The sequence below is a fragment of the Massilia sp. Se16.2.3 genome (genome assembly GCF_014171595.1).
GTDB lineage: Bacteria > Pseudomonadota > Gammaproteobacteria > Burkholderiales > Burkholderiaceae_D > Telluria.
Genome location: NZ_CP050451.1, coordinates 4,387,456 through 4,402,143, shown reverse-complemented (window position 1 = coordinate 4,402,143; position 14,688 = coordinate 4,387,456). Strand labels below are relative to the sequence as shown.

The 14,688-nt window shown below is 63.8% G+C and carries 13 protein-coding genes; 9 read left to right on the top strand and 4 right to left on the bottom strand.

From position 1 onward, the window contains the following. The first annotated feature begins 15 nt into the window (after positions 1–15). The 6 genes from G4G31_RS20045 (at position 16) to G4G31_RS20020 (ending at position 6,797) form a co-directional block, all read left to right on the top strand. On the top strand, positions 16–1,008 hold the full coding sequence (locus G4G31_RS20045) for an EpsG family protein (protein WP_182989083.1): 993 nt from the start codon (positions 16–18) through the stop codon (positions 1,006–1,008). Positions 1,009–1,079: 71 nt separating this feature from the next. Next, on the top strand, positions 1,080–2,279 hold the full coding sequence (locus tag G4G31_RS20040) for a glycosyltransferase family 4 protein (RefSeq protein ID WP_182991856.1): 1,200 nt from the start codon (positions 1,080–1,082) through the stop codon (positions 2,277–2,279). 1 nt (position 2,280) lies between these two features. Then, positions 2,281–2,874 carry a sugar transferase gene (locus G4G31_RS20035; RefSeq protein ID WP_182989082.1) on the top strand — a complete coding sequence of 198 codons (594 nt, stop codon included), beginning with the start codon at positions 2,281–2,283 and terminating at the stop codon, positions 2,872–2,874. Between the two features lie 13 nt (positions 2,875–2,887). Then, the gene (locus G4G31_RS20030) at positions 2,888–3,517 is read left to right on the top strand and encodes an acetyltransferase (RefSeq protein WP_182989081.1); all 630 of its coding nucleotides are present in this window, start codon (positions 2,888–2,890) and stop codon (positions 3,515–3,517) included. Positions 3,518–3,556: 39 nt separating this feature from the next. Then, positions 3,557–4,747, top strand: coding sequence for a DegT/DnrJ/EryC1/StrS aminotransferase family protein (locus tag G4G31_RS20025; protein WP_182989080.1), 1,191 nt, complete (start codon positions 3,557–3,559; stop codon positions 4,745–4,747). Positions 4,748–4,847: 100 nt separating this feature from the next. Continuing rightward, entirely contained in the window at positions 4,848–6,797 is a 1,950-nt protein-coding gene (locus G4G31_RS20020) for a nucleoside-diphosphate sugar epimerase/dehydratase (RefSeq protein ID WP_182989079.1), read from the top strand. 64 nt (positions 6,798–6,861) lie between these two features. Here G4G31_RS20020 and G4G31_RS20015 read toward each other — a convergent pair whose 3' ends face one another. Continuing rightward, a complete protein-coding gene (locus G4G31_RS20015) occupies positions 6,862–7,062 on the bottom strand; it encodes a hypothetical protein (RefSeq protein ID WP_182989078.1) in 201 nt (66 codons plus the stop codon). 139 nt (positions 7,063–7,201) lie between these two features. Between G4G31_RS20015 and G4G31_RS20010 the strand changes: the two genes are divergently transcribed. Beyond that, entirely contained in the window at positions 7,202–9,502 is a 2,301-nt protein-coding gene (locus G4G31_RS20010; RefSeq protein WP_183107600.1) for a YjbH domain-containing protein, read from the top strand. A gap of 246 nt (positions 9,503–9,748) precedes the next feature. Continuing rightward, positions 9,749–10,537: a hypothetical protein gene (locus G4G31_RS20005; protein ID WP_182989076.1), complete on the top strand. Its 789-nt coding sequence runs from the start codon at positions 9,749–9,751 to the stop codon at positions 10,535–10,537. 263 nt (positions 10,538–10,800) lie between these two features. On the opposite strand, the gene G4G31_RS20000 is transcribed toward G4G31_RS20005, so the two are convergent. Continuing rightward, a complete protein-coding gene (locus G4G31_RS20000) occupies positions 10,801–11,940 on the bottom strand; it encodes a hypothetical protein (protein ID WP_182989075.1) in 1,140 nt (379 codons plus the stop codon). A gap of 265 nt (positions 11,941–12,205) precedes the next feature. On the opposite strand from G4G31_RS20000, the gene G4G31_RS19995 reads away from it, so the two are divergent. Further along, complete coding sequence (locus G4G31_RS19995; protein WP_182989074.1) at positions 12,206–12,403, top strand: hypothetical protein; 198 nt, start codon at positions 12,206–12,208, stop codon at positions 12,401–12,403. A 58-nt stretch (positions 12,404–12,461) separates the two neighbouring features. Here the strand turns inward: G4G31_RS19995 and G4G31_RS19990 are convergent, their stop codons facing one another. Continuing rightward, positions 12,462–13,952: a glycosyltransferase family 2 protein gene (locus G4G31_RS19990; protein ID WP_182989073.1), complete on the bottom strand. Its 1,491-nt coding sequence runs from the start codon at positions 13,950–13,952 to the stop codon at positions 12,462–12,464. Further along, complete coding sequence (locus G4G31_RS19985; RefSeq protein WP_182989072.1) at positions 13,949–14,662, bottom strand: HEAT repeat domain-containing protein; 714 nt, start codon at positions 14,660–14,662, stop codon at positions 13,949–13,951. Before G4G31_RS19985 ends, G4G31_RS19990 begins: the two co-directional genes overlap by 4 nt. Positions 14,663–14,688: the final 26 nt, after the last annotated feature.

Genomic DNA, 14,688 nt, shown 5'->3' with positions numbered 1-14,688 from the left:
CTATGGCCAATCCGGATGCCATTACTTCTTCTGTCAATTTTGGTACTGGCCGCAAAAATAATTGGTGCGCGCAGTTTAGATGTGGGTACTGATACTGAGAATTATGCTGAGCTATACCGTGTCATCGGCGGTTGCATGTGTCTTCACGAAGGATTTGAGCCCGGCTTCCAATATCTCACGCTTATGATCGCCGGCCTTGGCTTCGGGACGGAGTTCTATTTTTCGGCGATATCGTTGACCTTGTGGGCTCTTTACATGGCGTATGTCACCCAACTCACACAAGGTAGTACATTATCGAAGCAGGATCGAAGCGTCCTTTTCTATTCGATTGCTAGCGCGCTTTTATGTTCGCCTTTCTTTCTTTCTTCACATATCAATATTTTGCGCCAAGGTATTGCGTCGGTTCTTCTATATATGGCGACGCTAGGATTTTTGCGAAAACAATGGACTTGGTTTGCGATTAGCTCGGCATTGGCGTGCGCCTTTCACTTCAGCAGCGGCTTGTATGTGCTGCCATGCTTTTTGCTGGCGTTGAGTTTCCGGCGTTTGGTAATATTCGTGTTCGCGGGTTCCGTGTTGTATATCTCGGGCGTAACTCAAATAATAGTGGTATTTTTGGCCGAACAGTTGGGTCTGTCGTTTCTAAACGCCATGCTGACATATGGCGCGGAATCTGAATACCAAGGGGGGATTCGACTGGACTTTCTTCTTTTTACTTGGTGTGCTTTTGGAGTCATGTATGCACTGTCACGGTTGGTTAGTGAATCCAATTTGCGGATATTCATTCGAGAAAACTTGAAAGTTTATCTGGTATTGATGGTTCCGTTTGTCGCTTTCGGCTACGTCGGCTATTCGGATCGCTACTTGTACCCGGCCTGGATTTTTATGTCTGTCATACTCGGATTGATCTTGTTTTCCTCAGGACGCTTTCGCCGCTTCTCCAAGGTAATTCTGCCTATCTTTCTTACGCTTGCAATGGGGTCCTTCCTGCTGCCGGCAATTGCTTAAAGGTAGGGTGAGTGAAACATATAACTCATGCACGTACGGCCATATTGCTCAGGGTTTTTCGCGACCTGTTTGTGGTTAAACGTGCCTCAGGTGACACTTCGCGAGTCGAAAAAACAAGCAGCAATGTAAAAAAACTGCTGATCACGACCACCGTCCCCGAAACCCTGCATTCGATCCTCGGTCTCCAGCCCCGTTTCCTGTCGGCGTATTTCGACGTGTCGCTGGCGACGAGCGCTGGCGATACGGTCGACGCGATTCGCGAGCGCGAATGCGTGCCGGTCGCCGAAGTGCCCATGGTGCGGCGTATCGATCCGGTGGCCGATATGAAGGCCTTGCTGGCGATGATCGCGCATATCCGCAAGCTGCGGCCGGACGTCATTCACTCGTACACGCCCAAAGCCGGCTTGATCACGATGCTTGCCGCCTGGGTTTGCCGCGTTCCGGTGCGCGTGCACACCTTTACCGGACTGCTTTTCCCGACCGCGGTTGGCATGCAGCGATTGTTGTACATCGCACTCGACAAATTGATCTGCATGTGTGCCACGCGCGTGGTGCCTGAAGGGGAGGGCGTGCGCAGGGATCTCACGGGATCGCGCATCACCGGCAAGCGGCTGGAGGTGATCGGACACGGCAACATTGCGGGGGTCGACACGCAGTTCTTTTCCCCCGAGGCCGGCGCGGTCACGGGCCAGGCGCACGTGTTACGACGCGACCTGGGCATCGGCGACGGCGCCTTCGTATTCTGCTTCATTGGGCGCCTCAATCGGGACAAGGGTATTGCGGAGCTCGTCGAGGCATTCGGTACGCTGCCGGAGTCCGCGCACCTGCTCATCGTCGGTGCGGTCGACCTGTCGGCGCCTGCAGAAACGGGTGCGCTTGCGGCGATATCGACGCACCGGCGTATCCATCGCCTCGGATACCAGAACGATGTGCGTCCGGCCTTGGCCGCTGCCGACGTCCTGGTCCTGCCGAGTTATCGGGAAGGCTTTCCGAATGTGGTCCTGCAGGCCGGTGCGATGGGTGTTCCTTCGATCGCGTCGGATATCAGCGGCTGCAATGAAGTGATTTCGCCTGAAAGTAACGGATGGCTTGTGCCGCCTCGCTCTGCCGACGCCCTGGCAAGCTGCATGAAGGAGGCGATGGGTGTCGAACCTCAGGTCCTGTCGCAGATGGGGCAGCGGGCGCGCAGCGTCGTACAGGAGCGTTTCGAAAGGACGGCTCACTGGGAGCGGATGAGGTCTTTTTATACTGATTGCGTGACGGAGAAATGAATTGAAACGGCTGTTTGACTTACTGGTTGCCGCGACTGCCTTGCTCGTCCTGGCGGTGCCGCTGGCGCTGTTTGCGCTGGTTCTGCGCCGGAAATTGGGCTCGCCGGTGCTGTTCCGGCAGAAGCGCCCGGGCATCGATGGCAAGGTATTCGAGATGGTGAAATTCCGCACGATGACCGATGCGCGTGACGAAGCAGGCGAGCTTCTGCCCGATTCCGTGCGGCTGACGCGATTCGGGCGCTTTCTCCGCTCGAGCAGCATCGACGAACTTCCCGAATTGTGGAACGTGCTCAAAGGCGAGATGAGCCTGGTCGGGCCGCGGCCCTTGCTGGTCGAGTACCTCGATCTGTACACGCAGGACCAGGCCCGTCGCCACGAGGTAAGGCCAGGCATCACCGGCTGGGCGCAAGTCAACGGTCGCAACGCCCTGAGCTGGAATGAAAAGTTCAGGCTTGACGTCTGGTACGTGGATAACCGCTCGATCTGGCTCGACATGAAAATCCTCTGGCTCACCGTGAAGAAGGTGCTGATCCGCGAAGGAATCAGTGCGGCAGGCGATGCCAGCATGCCGCGCTTCACCGGCGGCGCGGACTAGGGGAAGAACGACCATGCAACTGGCGATACTTGGAGCAAGCGGTCACGGCAAGGTCGTGGCCGACACGGCCGTTGCGGCCGGCTGGGAAAGAATTGTTTTCTTCGACGATGCCTGGCCTGGCTTGACGCGGATCGGCCCGTGGGAGGTGGCCGGCGATACAGCACAGCTGCTCGCGCGCATTGGCGAATTCGATGGCGCGATCGTCGCGATCGGAAACTGCACGGTCAGGATGGAAAAGCATGACGTTCTGCTGTCCGCGGGAGGACGGTGCGCGACCATCATTCATCCGCGCGCCTGGGTCAGCCCACATGCGGTTCTTGGTGCAGGGTGTGTCGTCATGGCTGGGGCGGTGGTGAACATCGATTCCCGCATTGGCGACGCCGGAATCGTCAACACAGGCGCAACGGTCGACCACGACTGCATGCTCGGCACGGCGGTGCATATCAGCCCGGGCGCGCATTTGTCCGGAAATGTCCACGTGGGCGCCGCCAGCTGGATCGGCGTGGGCGCGGCAGTGCGCCAGGGCATCCGTATCGGCGCAGGTGCAATGGTCGGGGCCGGGGCGGTCGTGGTGAATCCCGTGCCTGATGGGGTAACCGTAGTTGGTAATCCAGCCAGGCCGATTGGTGCCATGGCGTTTTGATTGACGCAGTACAGCTCAGAAAAGATAGATCAGGTTCACATGCTCAATACTCAGTTTTCCCCTTGGCCCAGCTTCACGGACGAGGAAGCTTCCGCAGTCCATCAAGTCCTGCTGTCGAACAAAGTCAACTACTGGACCGGCCTTGAAACCCGCCAGTTCGAAAAGGAATTCGCCGCTTGGTGCGGCACGGCGCACGCCGTTGCGGTCGCCAATGGAACGCTGGCGCTGGACGTCGCCCTGACAGCGATGAACATCGGTCCGGGCGACGAAGTCGTGGTCACCCCGCGCACCTTCATCGCCAGCATTTCCTGCGTCGCCAACGCGGGCGCGACACCGGTGTTCGCCGATGTGGAAGCCGACAGCGGCAACCTGTCGGCCGCCACGATCGCCAAGGTCATCACGCCCAATACCAAGGCGGTCATTTGCGTCCACCTGGCGGGCTGGCCCTGCGACATGGATCCGATCATGGCCCTGGCCGCGGAGCACGGCTTCCAGGTCATCGAGGATTGCGCGCAGGCCCATGGTGCGATGTACAAAGGCCGCATGCTCGGTTCCATTGGTCATGTCGGCGCCTGGAGTTTTTGCCAGGACAAGATCATGACCACCGGCGGCGAGGGCGGCATGGTCACGACCAATAGCGAAGCGCTCTGGCGCCAGATGTGGGCCTTCAAGGACCATGGCAAGAGCTATGAAGCGGTGTACGAGCGCGAACATGCGCCCGGTTTCCGCTGGCTGCACGAAAGCTTCGGGACCAACTGGCGCATGCTCGAAATGCAGGCTGTGATTGGCCGCATTCAATTGCAGCGAATGTCCGCCTGGACTGTGGCGCGCACGACGCACGCCCGCACGGTCTGGAACACCTGCCGCATGCACCAGGTCGTGCGCGTGCCGCAGCTGCCGGACGACCTCACGCACGCGCACTACAAGTGCTACGTGTACGTGCGTCCCGAGAAGCTGGCCCCCGGCTGGAGCCGCGACCGCATCGTCGAGGCCATCAATAAGCTGGGCGTGCCTTGTTACCAAGGCTCGTGCTCCGAGGTCTATCTCGAAAAAGCCTTTGACGATACCGGTTTCCGTCCTGTCGAGCGCTTGCCGGTGGCAAAGGAATTGGGCGAAACCAGCCTGATGTTCCTGGTCCACCCGACGCTCACCGGCCAGGAGATCGACCGCACCTGCACGGCGATCCACGAGGTGTTCACGGCCGCTGCCGGCAAGGCGGCTCCGCTCTAGCAAAACCCGGCTGCGTGCGAACCCAGCCGACATACCGGTAAACACCTGTGCTGGCTGGCAGGTGCAATAAATAGAAGAGGCGCAAGCCTCCCTGAAAGTGATGATGAGTAAGTTTGTAGATCGATTGCTTGCGCTGCCACGCTCGGTCAAGCGAGGGCTTGCACTGCTGGTGGATGTAAGTTTGTGCGTCGGGTGTGTCTGGATTGCCTTCGGCCTCAGGTTGGAGGAGTGGACCTTCCCTACCGAGCCGCAGGTGCGTGTCCTGATCGCTGCCGTGGGCCTGTCCGTGCCGATCTACGTTATCTCGGGCATGTACCGTGCGATCTTCCGGTTTTCGGGTGCCGACGCACTGATGGCGCTTGTGAAGGCCAGCACGGCGATCTGCTTGTTCTTCCTGCTGTTGTTCACTTTTATCGGCATTCCAGGGGTGCCTCGCAGCATTGGACTGGCCATTCCCCTGATGCTGTTCGTGACGGTCGGCGCCAGCCGCCTGTCGGTACGCTACCTGCTGGGTGCGCGCTACGTGCGCAATCCCGGACGGCGCGCGCTACCCCAGGTGATGATCTATGGCGCCGGCTCGGCGGGGCGTCAGCTTGCCAATTCGCTTGCGAGCGGCCAGGAAATGGTGGTGCGTGGCTTCATCGACGACGCACGCAACCTGCAGGGCGGGACGATCGACGGCCTGCGCGTGCACGCGGTGGCGGGTTTGCCGGCGCTGGTGAAGCAACGAGGCGTCACCGATCTGCTGCTGGCACTGCCGGCAGTGGGCCGCTCCCGGCGCGCCGAGATCATGCGCGTCATCCAGGACATGAAGCTGCCGCTGCACGTGCGTACCCTGCCTGGCCTGGCTGACCTGGCGCAGGGGAAGGTGCGCGTGCGCGATCTGCACGAGCTCGATATCGAAGACTTGCTGGGCCGCGATCCGGTGCCGCCCGACGACGACCTGCTGCACCGGAATATCCGCAACAAGATCGTGCTGGTCACGGGCGCGGGCGGCTCCATCGGCAGCGAGTTGTGCCGCCAGATCCTGAAGCTCGAGCCGCTCACGCTGATCCTCGTCGAACTGAGCGAATTCGCCTTGTACACCATCCATCAGGAACTGCAGGCAATCGCGGCTGGCAGCGGCGTGCGCGTGTTGCCGATGCTGGCGTCGGTGCGCGACGACGCGCGCATGCGCGAGATCATGCGCACCTGGCGGCCCGACACGATCTATCACGCGGCCGCGTACAAGCACGTGCCGCTGGTGGAACACAACCCCGCCGAAGGCGTGCGCAACAACGTGCTCGGCACCCTCGTCACGGTCAAGGCCGCGGCGGAATACGGCGTGCGTGATTTCGTGCTGATCAGTACCGACAAGGCGGTGCGGCCGACCAACGTCATGGGAGCGAGCAAGCGGCTTGCCGAGCTGGTGCTGCAGGGAATGGCGCTGCGTGGCAGCGCGACACGCTTTTCGATGGTGCGCTTCGGTAACGTGCTCGGCTCGAGCGGCTCGGTGGTGCCGCTGTTTCGCGAGCAGATCCGCTGCGGCGGGCCAATCACGCTGACCCATGCCGACATCACGCGCTACTTCATGACCATTCCTGAAGCGGCACAGCTGGTCATCCAGGCTGGTGCGATGGCCGAGGGCGGGGACGTCTTCGTGCTCGACATGGGAACGCCGGTGCGCATCATCGACCTGGCGCGGCGCATGGTCGAGTTGTCGGGACTGTCGCTCAGGAACGAAGACCAGCCCGAGGGCGATATCGAGATCGTCATTACGGCGCTGCGGCCAGGCGAAAAACTCTATGAAGAGCTGCTCATTGGCGATAACCCGACCGGCACCGCCCACCCGCGCGTGATGCGTGCGCGTGAAGATGCAATTGCCTGGGACCAGTTGATGACGAAGATGGCGACGCTGGAAGCGGCGCTGGCGGCGAACAACGTCGCCCAGATCAGGCTGATCCTGCACGGGCTGGTCGCGGGCTACCGGCCTGCGGACGAGATTGTCGACTGGGTGCACCTGGAACAGCTGCGGCAGGGCGAGGAGGCGGACCTGGTTGCCAACAGCTGAATGCAGGATGGTGCAGGAGAAGCGGATAGGGACGCGGTGGCGGCAAGACGCCCTGGCAGGCGTGTCAACTCAGGCGCAGGCTGTAGTGTTCAGCAGCTCGGGTCAGGCGCGGCGTCGGGCTGGTAGCAGACTCGGCCATTTCACAGACGGCCATCAAGTCGTCGGCCCATTGCGGAAAGGAAGGCTCCCCACCCGCGCTGACCGCGGCCTGGTATTCCTGAAGGGCTTCCTGTGCCATGCAGCGCAGCCGTCCGATCTTGTCCATGATTTCCTGCTGTGAATTGATAGTTACTGTTAGAAATAATATTGCAACATGTACACACATTCTCACGCGTGCACACAGTTTCGATATTACATGAACTCAGCCGTTTGATGTCGCACGCACCGTTCGAATTTGACAGTTGTTGTACGGAAACATCACGTCCGGTTCGGCTGTCCGCGTGCCCACTACGGTTTCGTTAGTTAGATACTTTGCCAAGTTGATCGAATTGAAAACATCCCGACGTAATCTCTACTGTGCGGTACTTGCTTCGCCGCTCATCACCGCCACTGCGGCCGCCCAGCCTGCGACCCCGCCTCAAGCATGGCTGTCCACGGGAGGGACCTCGCTGGCGACATCCGGCTCGTCAGGCACCCTGAACCTTCCCGACGGGCGCACGCTGCCTGACGGCGCCATGGTGTTCGGCGTGAACAATTACCTGGGCCCCAATTTCGCCCAGTTCGGCGACGCGGAAAACTATCAGTTCGCACTGGGCCTGCTGCCGCACCTCGAGATTTCAGCCCGCCTTGCGGAAATGAGCCCAGTCGAGTCCGGCAAGCGCGGCGCACGCGACCTGTCCGCTAACGTCAAGTTCATGCTGCCGCGCTTCTTCCGCTGGCAGCCGGACATTGCCCTCGGCGTCAACGACGTCAGTGGCGGTGCGGCCTATTTCAAGTCGACCTACCTGGTGGCGAGCGACCGCCTCGGTCCTGTGCGCTGGATTGCCGGCGTGGCCCGAGGCGAGGATTACCTGGGCAATTATTTTGCCAGTGCCGAAGTGCCGCTGTGGCGCAGCGGCGCATCGGTGATCCTCGAGCGTAACGGCGCGGCCAACAATGTCGGACTGCGTTACGAAAGTCCGGCTGTTCCCGTGCTGGCGAATGCGCGCTTCGTCGCCACCGCCCAGCGCGCTTTCGCCACCTCCACACCGGCGGGCAAGCCTTACGCACGCTCGGCCTTCGGTATCAACCTGGTGATTCCCGTCGGCGAGAACGGCAGGATATGGGATGTCCCGGCACGCCCGGCGCCGTCGGCGGTTGCCGTAGCCCAGGCCTATCCCCAGGCCGGCGCAGCGCCCGAGCCTGCGCCCGCGGCGGCGGCCGCCGCGCCCGGGCCGGTGCTGGCCGCGCCGCCGCGCCGTGCCGGCATGGACGCGAACGCGGCGTACGCATCGAAGCAGCCAGTCTTGCCACCGGTGGCGCCGCCCGCGCTTGCCGGCGATGCCATGGCGCGTATCCGTGACGCACTCGTGGCGGCTGGCCTGGAGCGCGTGCGCATCGGCAAGCGTGGCGCCGAGATGGTGGTCGAATACGAGAACCATCGCTATAACCAGAATGAAGTCGATGCCATCGGCGTCGCCCTGGGCGCGGCTGTCAGGCTGGCGCCGGCCGACATTCGCACGGTGTCCGTCGTGACCAAAAGGGCGGGACTGGCCTTGTACGGGACGTCCGTGGAGAGGGCGAGCTACCTGCGTTTCCTGGGGAACGGCCAGTGGCGTGAAGCGCAATCGGCGCTGTCCTTCCAGTTCCGCCCGAAGGCGGGCAGGGGCGTCCAGTGGCTCGACGTGGAAGAAGGGCCACGCGGCTATTCCCGCATCCGGGTCGAACCGCGCACCGTGCATTTCGTCGGCACCGAGAAGGGCCTGCTCGACTACAGCCTTGCCGCGAGTGTCCAGACCATCGTGCCGGCATGGACGGGCGCCGAGGTCTACACCAACTATGTGCAGACGGTGGCCGAGTCCGACGACGTGGCGCATGGTTTCCTGGGGTGGGCCCAGCAACGCAACGGCCTGCGCACCGCCGTGCTGAGCCAGGCGATCTGGCTGACCGACAGCATCGTCAACGTCACCTCGGCCGGCAAGTACATGTACGACCTCGACGGCGTGCAGAATGAGTCGACCTGGTTCGTGCCGGGTACTGGCGATCAGGTGCGCGTGCAATACAGCCACCTGCGCGAACAATTCCGCTACCGCTCGGACCACATCGAAGCGGGTCTGGTCTCATACATGTGGAACTACGCCCCCTTGAATGCGTCGGTCGAGGCCGGCTACCAGCGCTACCGTGGGGAGGACAAAGGGCCCTTCCTGCAGGTGAGCCGCTGGTTCGGCGATGTCCAGGCCCAGGCCTATCTCAAGAAGAGCGACGTCGAAATGCGCATCGGCTTCGGCCTGGCCATGCCGCTGACGCCGCGCAAGGGCATGAAGCCGGGCTGGACCCACGTGGAAGGCACGGGCAGTTACATGGCCCGGGTGGAAACCAAATACGCACGCCGCGGGGAGTGCAACTGCATCAACATGGGTGTGGTGGAAGAATTACCGATGGTATATGGCACGCGGGCGAACTATTTCAATCAGGGCCGAATCGGGCGCGAATATATCGTGCGCCAGATGCCGCGGATGCGAAATGCATTCCTGGAATATACGGACTTGATGAATCAGGAGTTTTAAATAATAGCCTCGCCGGTTCCGCGCATTTGGGCCGGCAAAGAGGCAGGTGACATTTGGGTGAGAATTGATCGCTTGTCTATTGCCAGGCAATTGGAAAGTTGCTGTCAGAAATGCACTGCTATATAGTGTTGTCGCTGATTGGCTGGCTGGGCGGTACCACGCATTTGTTCGAAAGCCGGTTTTTGCCGGAGTGCAGCGCGCACGACTTCGTTAATTAAGTATAACAACACAAAAAGGATGTATTGGATGAACAAGAGCTTTCAATTGAGCGCCGCTTGCAAACTGGTGCTGATGGCCGGCATGGTCTCTGCCCTGGCAGCCTGTGGTGGCGGCGGTGGCGATAGCGCGCCGCCACCGGTGGTGGTTGTGCCACCTCCTCCGGTTGTGGTCGTGCCGCCGCCGACGGTCAGCTATGCGATCACGATGAGCGGGACCGCCGCTACCGGCGCCGCCATCGCGGGTGCCACTGTGACCGCGACCTGCAAGACCGGTACTGCCACCGCCGTCACCGGCACCGACGGCTCCTATACCGTCAAGGTGGCGGTACCGGGTGAAGGTCCGTGCATCCTGTCGCTCACCCAAAACGGCGTGACCCTGCGCTCGATCGCCGCCGGCGATGGCGCCAAGGCCAACATCACTCCGCTGACCGAGATGTTCGTTGCCTATATTTCCACCTCGTCGGGCGCCGGCGTTGCTGCCACGCCAACCCAGCTGGCGCAGAACGCCAATGTGCGCGTCATCGTCGGTAACGCCACCATGATGACCGCCACCGCCAACCGCGTGGTCCAGCTCGTCTCGACGGCTGCCGGCGGCGTGTCCGTACCGAATGACTTCCTGTCGGCCACGCTGGTGCCGAAGAGCGCCACCAATCCTGGCAATGCCCAGGATGCGGTGCTGGAAGCCCTGAAGACGGCCAAGGTGGTCGGTGCCAATGGCGCCCCGATCGCGACCCTGCTCGAAAGCGTGCGCAAGGACGCTAGTGAAAACATCTTGACTGGTGGCACCGGCGGAACCACTGGTGGTAGCGGCGGCTGATAGCCATATCGCCGAATAAAAAACCGCGGCATATTGCCGCGGTTTTTTTATTCTGCAACGATACCGGATTATCGCGAGCCAGATATCCGAGGGTGAATGCCGTGCCGCATCAATCCCCCGGATACAGGACGTCGAATGAAGAAAATGAGCCAGGGCGACGGGCAAGCGGCCGCCGCGAGCGTCATTATTGCGTACATTCCTGGAATATATCCTCTTTAGCGCTCGCGTTGCGCTGCTATTTGCCCGCAAGCGCCGAAGCCGGATTAGCGCCAGCCGTGCAGGGCGATTCCGGCAAAGCCGGGCCAGGCCGAAAAATCGCGCTCGAGGCCAGGCAGCAGCTTGCGCAGGGCGTCGCGCTGGCCGTAAAAGCTCGTTGCGCTGCCATCGAGCGTGCGCTCGCCGCTCAGGCGATACCGGGGCAGGGTGGCCTCCTTCACCGGCGCGCGCAGCAGCACCAGCGCGCGCGCTCCGTCCAGCTCGGCCAGCAGCAGTTCGCCCGCTTCGCCATCATCGGCGCGCACGTAGCGGCGCTGCACTTCGGCCCCCACCTTGCCCGCTTCCAGCGCAATGCGCACGCGCTTGCCGTACCGGGCACCCCAGTCGAGGAAGGGGACGGCGAAGCGGACAATCTGTTCCGGATCGGTACGGTAGTCCATCACCGCGATCGCGTCCGCCGCGCTGGCCAGGCCGTCCAGCAGCTCGGTCTTGTCCGACCACCAGAAGGGCACCACGAATTCGAGCGGCGTGCCCGCCGCGGCCTCATGCAGCGCGCGTGCCGTGTCGAGGTAGACGTGGTCGCGGTCCCGCGGTGCCAGCACGTCGTCGTCGAGCAGGTAGGGTTCGATATCGAACTGCATCGCGCGCAGCCGTTCGTCCGGCGCGACGGCGCGGTTGTAGGCGGCGTAAGCGCGGGCGCGGTCGACGGTGGCGGCGCGATGGTTGGGCAGCACCATGTGCGGGTCGCCTTCGACGGCCGTCACCGCGATGCCTGCGCGCCCGGCGCGGCGGACGAATGCGGCCAGGCGCGCAGGCTCGCGTACCTGCGCGCCGTCGAGGGTAACGACGATGAACAATTCCTTGATCTTTTCGCGCCCGGCCCAGGCCAGCAGGCCCTCGGCATCGTCGCGCCAGGCGGCGCGCTCCCAGATCCGGGACGAACGCGACGCGACCGCCGCGGCCGGCTGGGCTTCGAGCGCCAGCGTGTCGAGCACCGGGGTTGCTTCCTCCTGCGGGCAGAGAATCACGAACTGGCGCCAGCTGGCGCGGTCGAGCGCCGCCGGCAAGGCCAGCTGTGCGCGCCGCGATGCCTTGGAGGGGGCCAGTTCGCCCGGGGGATGCGAGGCTTCGCGCGCGGCCGACGCGGCGTCCGCCGCCTGGACGGAAAAAGACGCCCGTTGCGGCATAGCTGGCCACCAGAAGCACGTTCGCGCGCGACAGGGTCCAGGGGCCATCGACCAGCACCCCGGCGGCGCGCGTGCCGGCCGCGCACTGCAGGCGCAGGCGGCCATCGGCCTGCTCCACGCGGACGCGTTCCTCGACGCCGAAGGGACGGATGCGGGCGTCGGCCAGCAGGTTGGCGCCCATCGGCTGCGGCCGCCGCGGCGGCGTCGCGCCCGGCGGGTCGGGCTGGGGCAGTTCGTGGCTGGACGGCGCGAAGGGCAGCTTGCCATGTGGGCCATACAGCAGGATGGTGCGCGCCGGGCGCTCCTGCGGCGGCAGCGGGTAGAGCGCGGCAACCTGGGCAGCCTCGACGCCGAGCGCAAGGCCGCGGCAAGCGGGGGAGGCGGTGGCCACCACCGGACGTCGCCGCCAGGCAGCCTGGCGCGCACGCCTTCGGCCGGCGCGGCATCGGGCGGGCACCGGTAGAGGTGGGCGGCGTGGGCGCAGGAAGACATCAGGAAGAGCAGCGCGGGCAGCAGCCGTTTCATGGCGCGTCGCGCCCTTTGTCGGCCGGCAGGGGGTCATCGGATGGGGCCGGCGGCGCAGCGGTGGCCGGCGCCGGCGCGTTCTCTGCCGCCCAGTTGCCCTTGCGTTTCATCGCGCCCCAGGTCGACTCTTTCCCGCGCAGCCAGCGCCACAGGCCGATCAGGCGCCACCAGGTATTGAGCTGACGGTAGCCGAAGTTCTCGAGGATCACGATCAGGCCCAGCATCAGCAGCTGCTTGCCGCGCGGGTAGAGGTGGAAGGACATCTCTTCCAGCAGCAGGCCCGAGGCCGACAGCAGGATGCCCAGTCCCAGGGCGACGAACAGGAACGCCCCGAAAGCCACCCAGGAGACCAGGCCGGTGAGGAAGGCGTAAGTCATGAAGATGTAGCCGCCCAGTTCGATCACCGGTCCCAGCCACTCGAAGAAGAGCATGAAGGGAAAGGCGAGCCAGCCGGCCACGCCGCCGTTACGCGAGAACATCAGCCCCCAGTTGGCGTTCAGGCTTTCGGCCAGGCCGCGCTGCCAGCGCACGCGCTGGTTCTTCAGCGTCGCCATGTCCTCCGGGGCCTCGGTCCAGCACACCGGGTCGGGCACGAATTCGATGCGGTAGGGCTGGCGCTTCTCGCGCAGCGTGCGGTGCATGCGCACGACGAGCTCCATGTCTTCGCCGATGGTGTCGGGGCGGTAGCCGCCGGCCAGCACCACCGCGTCCTTGCGGAAGACGCCGAAGGCGCCGGAAATGATCAGCATGCCGTTCAGCGACGACCAGCCGAGCCGGCCGAACAGGAAGGCGCGCAGGTATTCGACGACCTGGAACAGGGCTAAGGCGTTCGTCGGCAGGCCCACGCGGGTGAGGAAGCCGCCCGATACTTCGCAGCCGTTCGCCACGCGCACGGTGCCGCCGGTGGCGACCATGGTCGGGTCGCGCAGGAAAGGCTCGGTGACCTTCGAGAGGCTGTCGCGCTGCAGGATCGAATCGGCGTCGACGCCGCAGAACAGCGGGTAGCGCGAGGCGTTGATGCCGGCGTTGAGCGAGTCGGCCTTGCCGCCGTTGAACTTGTCGATGACGCGCACGTTCGGGTAGCGCGTCGAGCGGTAGATCTGGCGCACTTCCTTGGTGGCGATCTGGCGCCGGTAGGCCTCGGGGAAGGGTAGCAGCGCGAATTCGCGCTTCAATACGTCGAGGGTGGCGTCTTTCGAGCCGTCGTTGATGACGACGATCTCGAACTCGGCATAGGTCAGCTGCAGCATCGAGCGGATCGAGGCGGCGATCGTCGCTTCCTCGTTGTACGCGGGCACCAGGATGCTGACCGGCGGCTCCAGGCCGGAATAGGCGCGCGGCAGGTTGTCGAGGAACTGCTCCTGGCCGCGCCGGCGCAAGGTGCGCAGCGAGAACAGGTTCAGCAGCAGATAGCCCCCGTTCAGTGCGATGAAAAAGCACAGCACGAACCAGGTGATGAAAGCGACGAGGAGGTTGCCCGTGTTCATGTCATCCCGCTTTCTGCCATCGCCTGCGACAGCATGTCGGCGGCGAAGCGGTCGGTCAGGGAAGCGCGCAGGCTTTCGAGTTCGGCGCGCGACAGGGCGGGCAGCTCCAGCAGCGCCTGGGCCGCGCGGTAGCGTACCCACCATTCGCGGTCGGCGAGCAGGGCCAGCAGGCGGTCGGCATCGGCGCGCCCGCCAACCCGGCCCAGCGCGCGCGCAGCCTGGACGCGCACCTGCCAGTCGGCATGCGCCAGCAGCGCGCGCACTTCCGCGATCGTCTCCGGCGTACGCACGCTGCGCAGGCCGGCGATCACCACCGGCATCGCTTCGCTCAGGAGCGCGGTACGCAGCACGCCGGCCGGCAGGGTCACGTGCAGGGCCTCGGCGATGCGCAGCGCGCGCGGCAGGCGCGCCGGTTCGAGGTCGGGAAGGATGCGCGCCAGCGCGACGGTGGCCGGGGCGATGGCCTGCTGCAGGATGCCGGCCGCCAGCGACAGCGCCCAGTCCTCGCGCTGGATGAACAAGGGCACCATGTAGTCGGCGGCGGCGCGCGGATCGATGCGCACCAGCGCCCATAGCGCGGTCAGGGCGACGGTGTTGTCGGCCTGGCCGGCCATGCGCAGCAGCGCCGGCCAGGCGTCCTTGTCGCGCATGTGGCCGAGCACGAGCGCGGCCAGCAGGCGCGCCGTGCGCGTGCCGCGTTCGAGCAGCACCCGCGCGTGGGCGTCGATGCCGAGGC

What these genes read in the sequence shown, in the direction of transcription:
- G4G31_RS20005 (WP_182989076.1), top strand. Translation starts at nt 9,749, where the DNA reads ATGAACAAGAGCTTTCAATTGAGCGCCGCTTGCAAACTGGTGCTGATG.
- G4G31_RS20030 (WP_182989081.1), top strand. Translation starts at nt 2,888, where the DNA reads ATGCAACTGGCGATACTTGGAGCAAGCGGTCACGGCAAGGTCGTGGCC.
- G4G31_RS20015 (WP_182989078.1), bottom strand. Translation starts at nt 7,062, where the DNA reads ATGGACAAGATCGGACGGCTGCGCTGCATGGCACAGGAAGCCCTTCAG.
- G4G31_RS20020 (WP_182989079.1), top strand. Translation starts at nt 4,848, where the DNA reads ATGATGAGTAAGTTTGTAGATCGATTGCTTGCGCTGCCACGCTCGGTC.
- G4G31_RS20045 (WP_182989083.1), top strand. Translation starts at nt 16, where the DNA reads ATGCCATTACTTCTTCTGTCAATTTTGGTACTGGCCGCAAAAATAATT.
- G4G31_RS20000 (WP_182989075.1), bottom strand. Translation starts at nt 11,940, where the DNA reads ATGCCGCAACGGGCGTCTTTTTCCGTCCAGGCGGCGGACGCCGCGTCG.
- G4G31_RS20025 (WP_182989080.1), top strand. Translation starts at nt 3,557, where the DNA reads ATGCTCAATACTCAGTTTTCCCCTTGGCCCAGCTTCACGGACGAGGAA.
- G4G31_RS19990 (WP_182989073.1), bottom strand. Translation starts at nt 13,952, where the DNA reads ATGAACACGGGCAACCTCCTCGTCGCTTTCATCACCTGGTTCGTGCTG.
- G4G31_RS19995 (WP_182989074.1), top strand. Translation starts at nt 12,206, where the DNA reads ATGTGGGCCATACAGCAGGATGGTGCGCGCCGGGCGCTCCTGCGGCGG.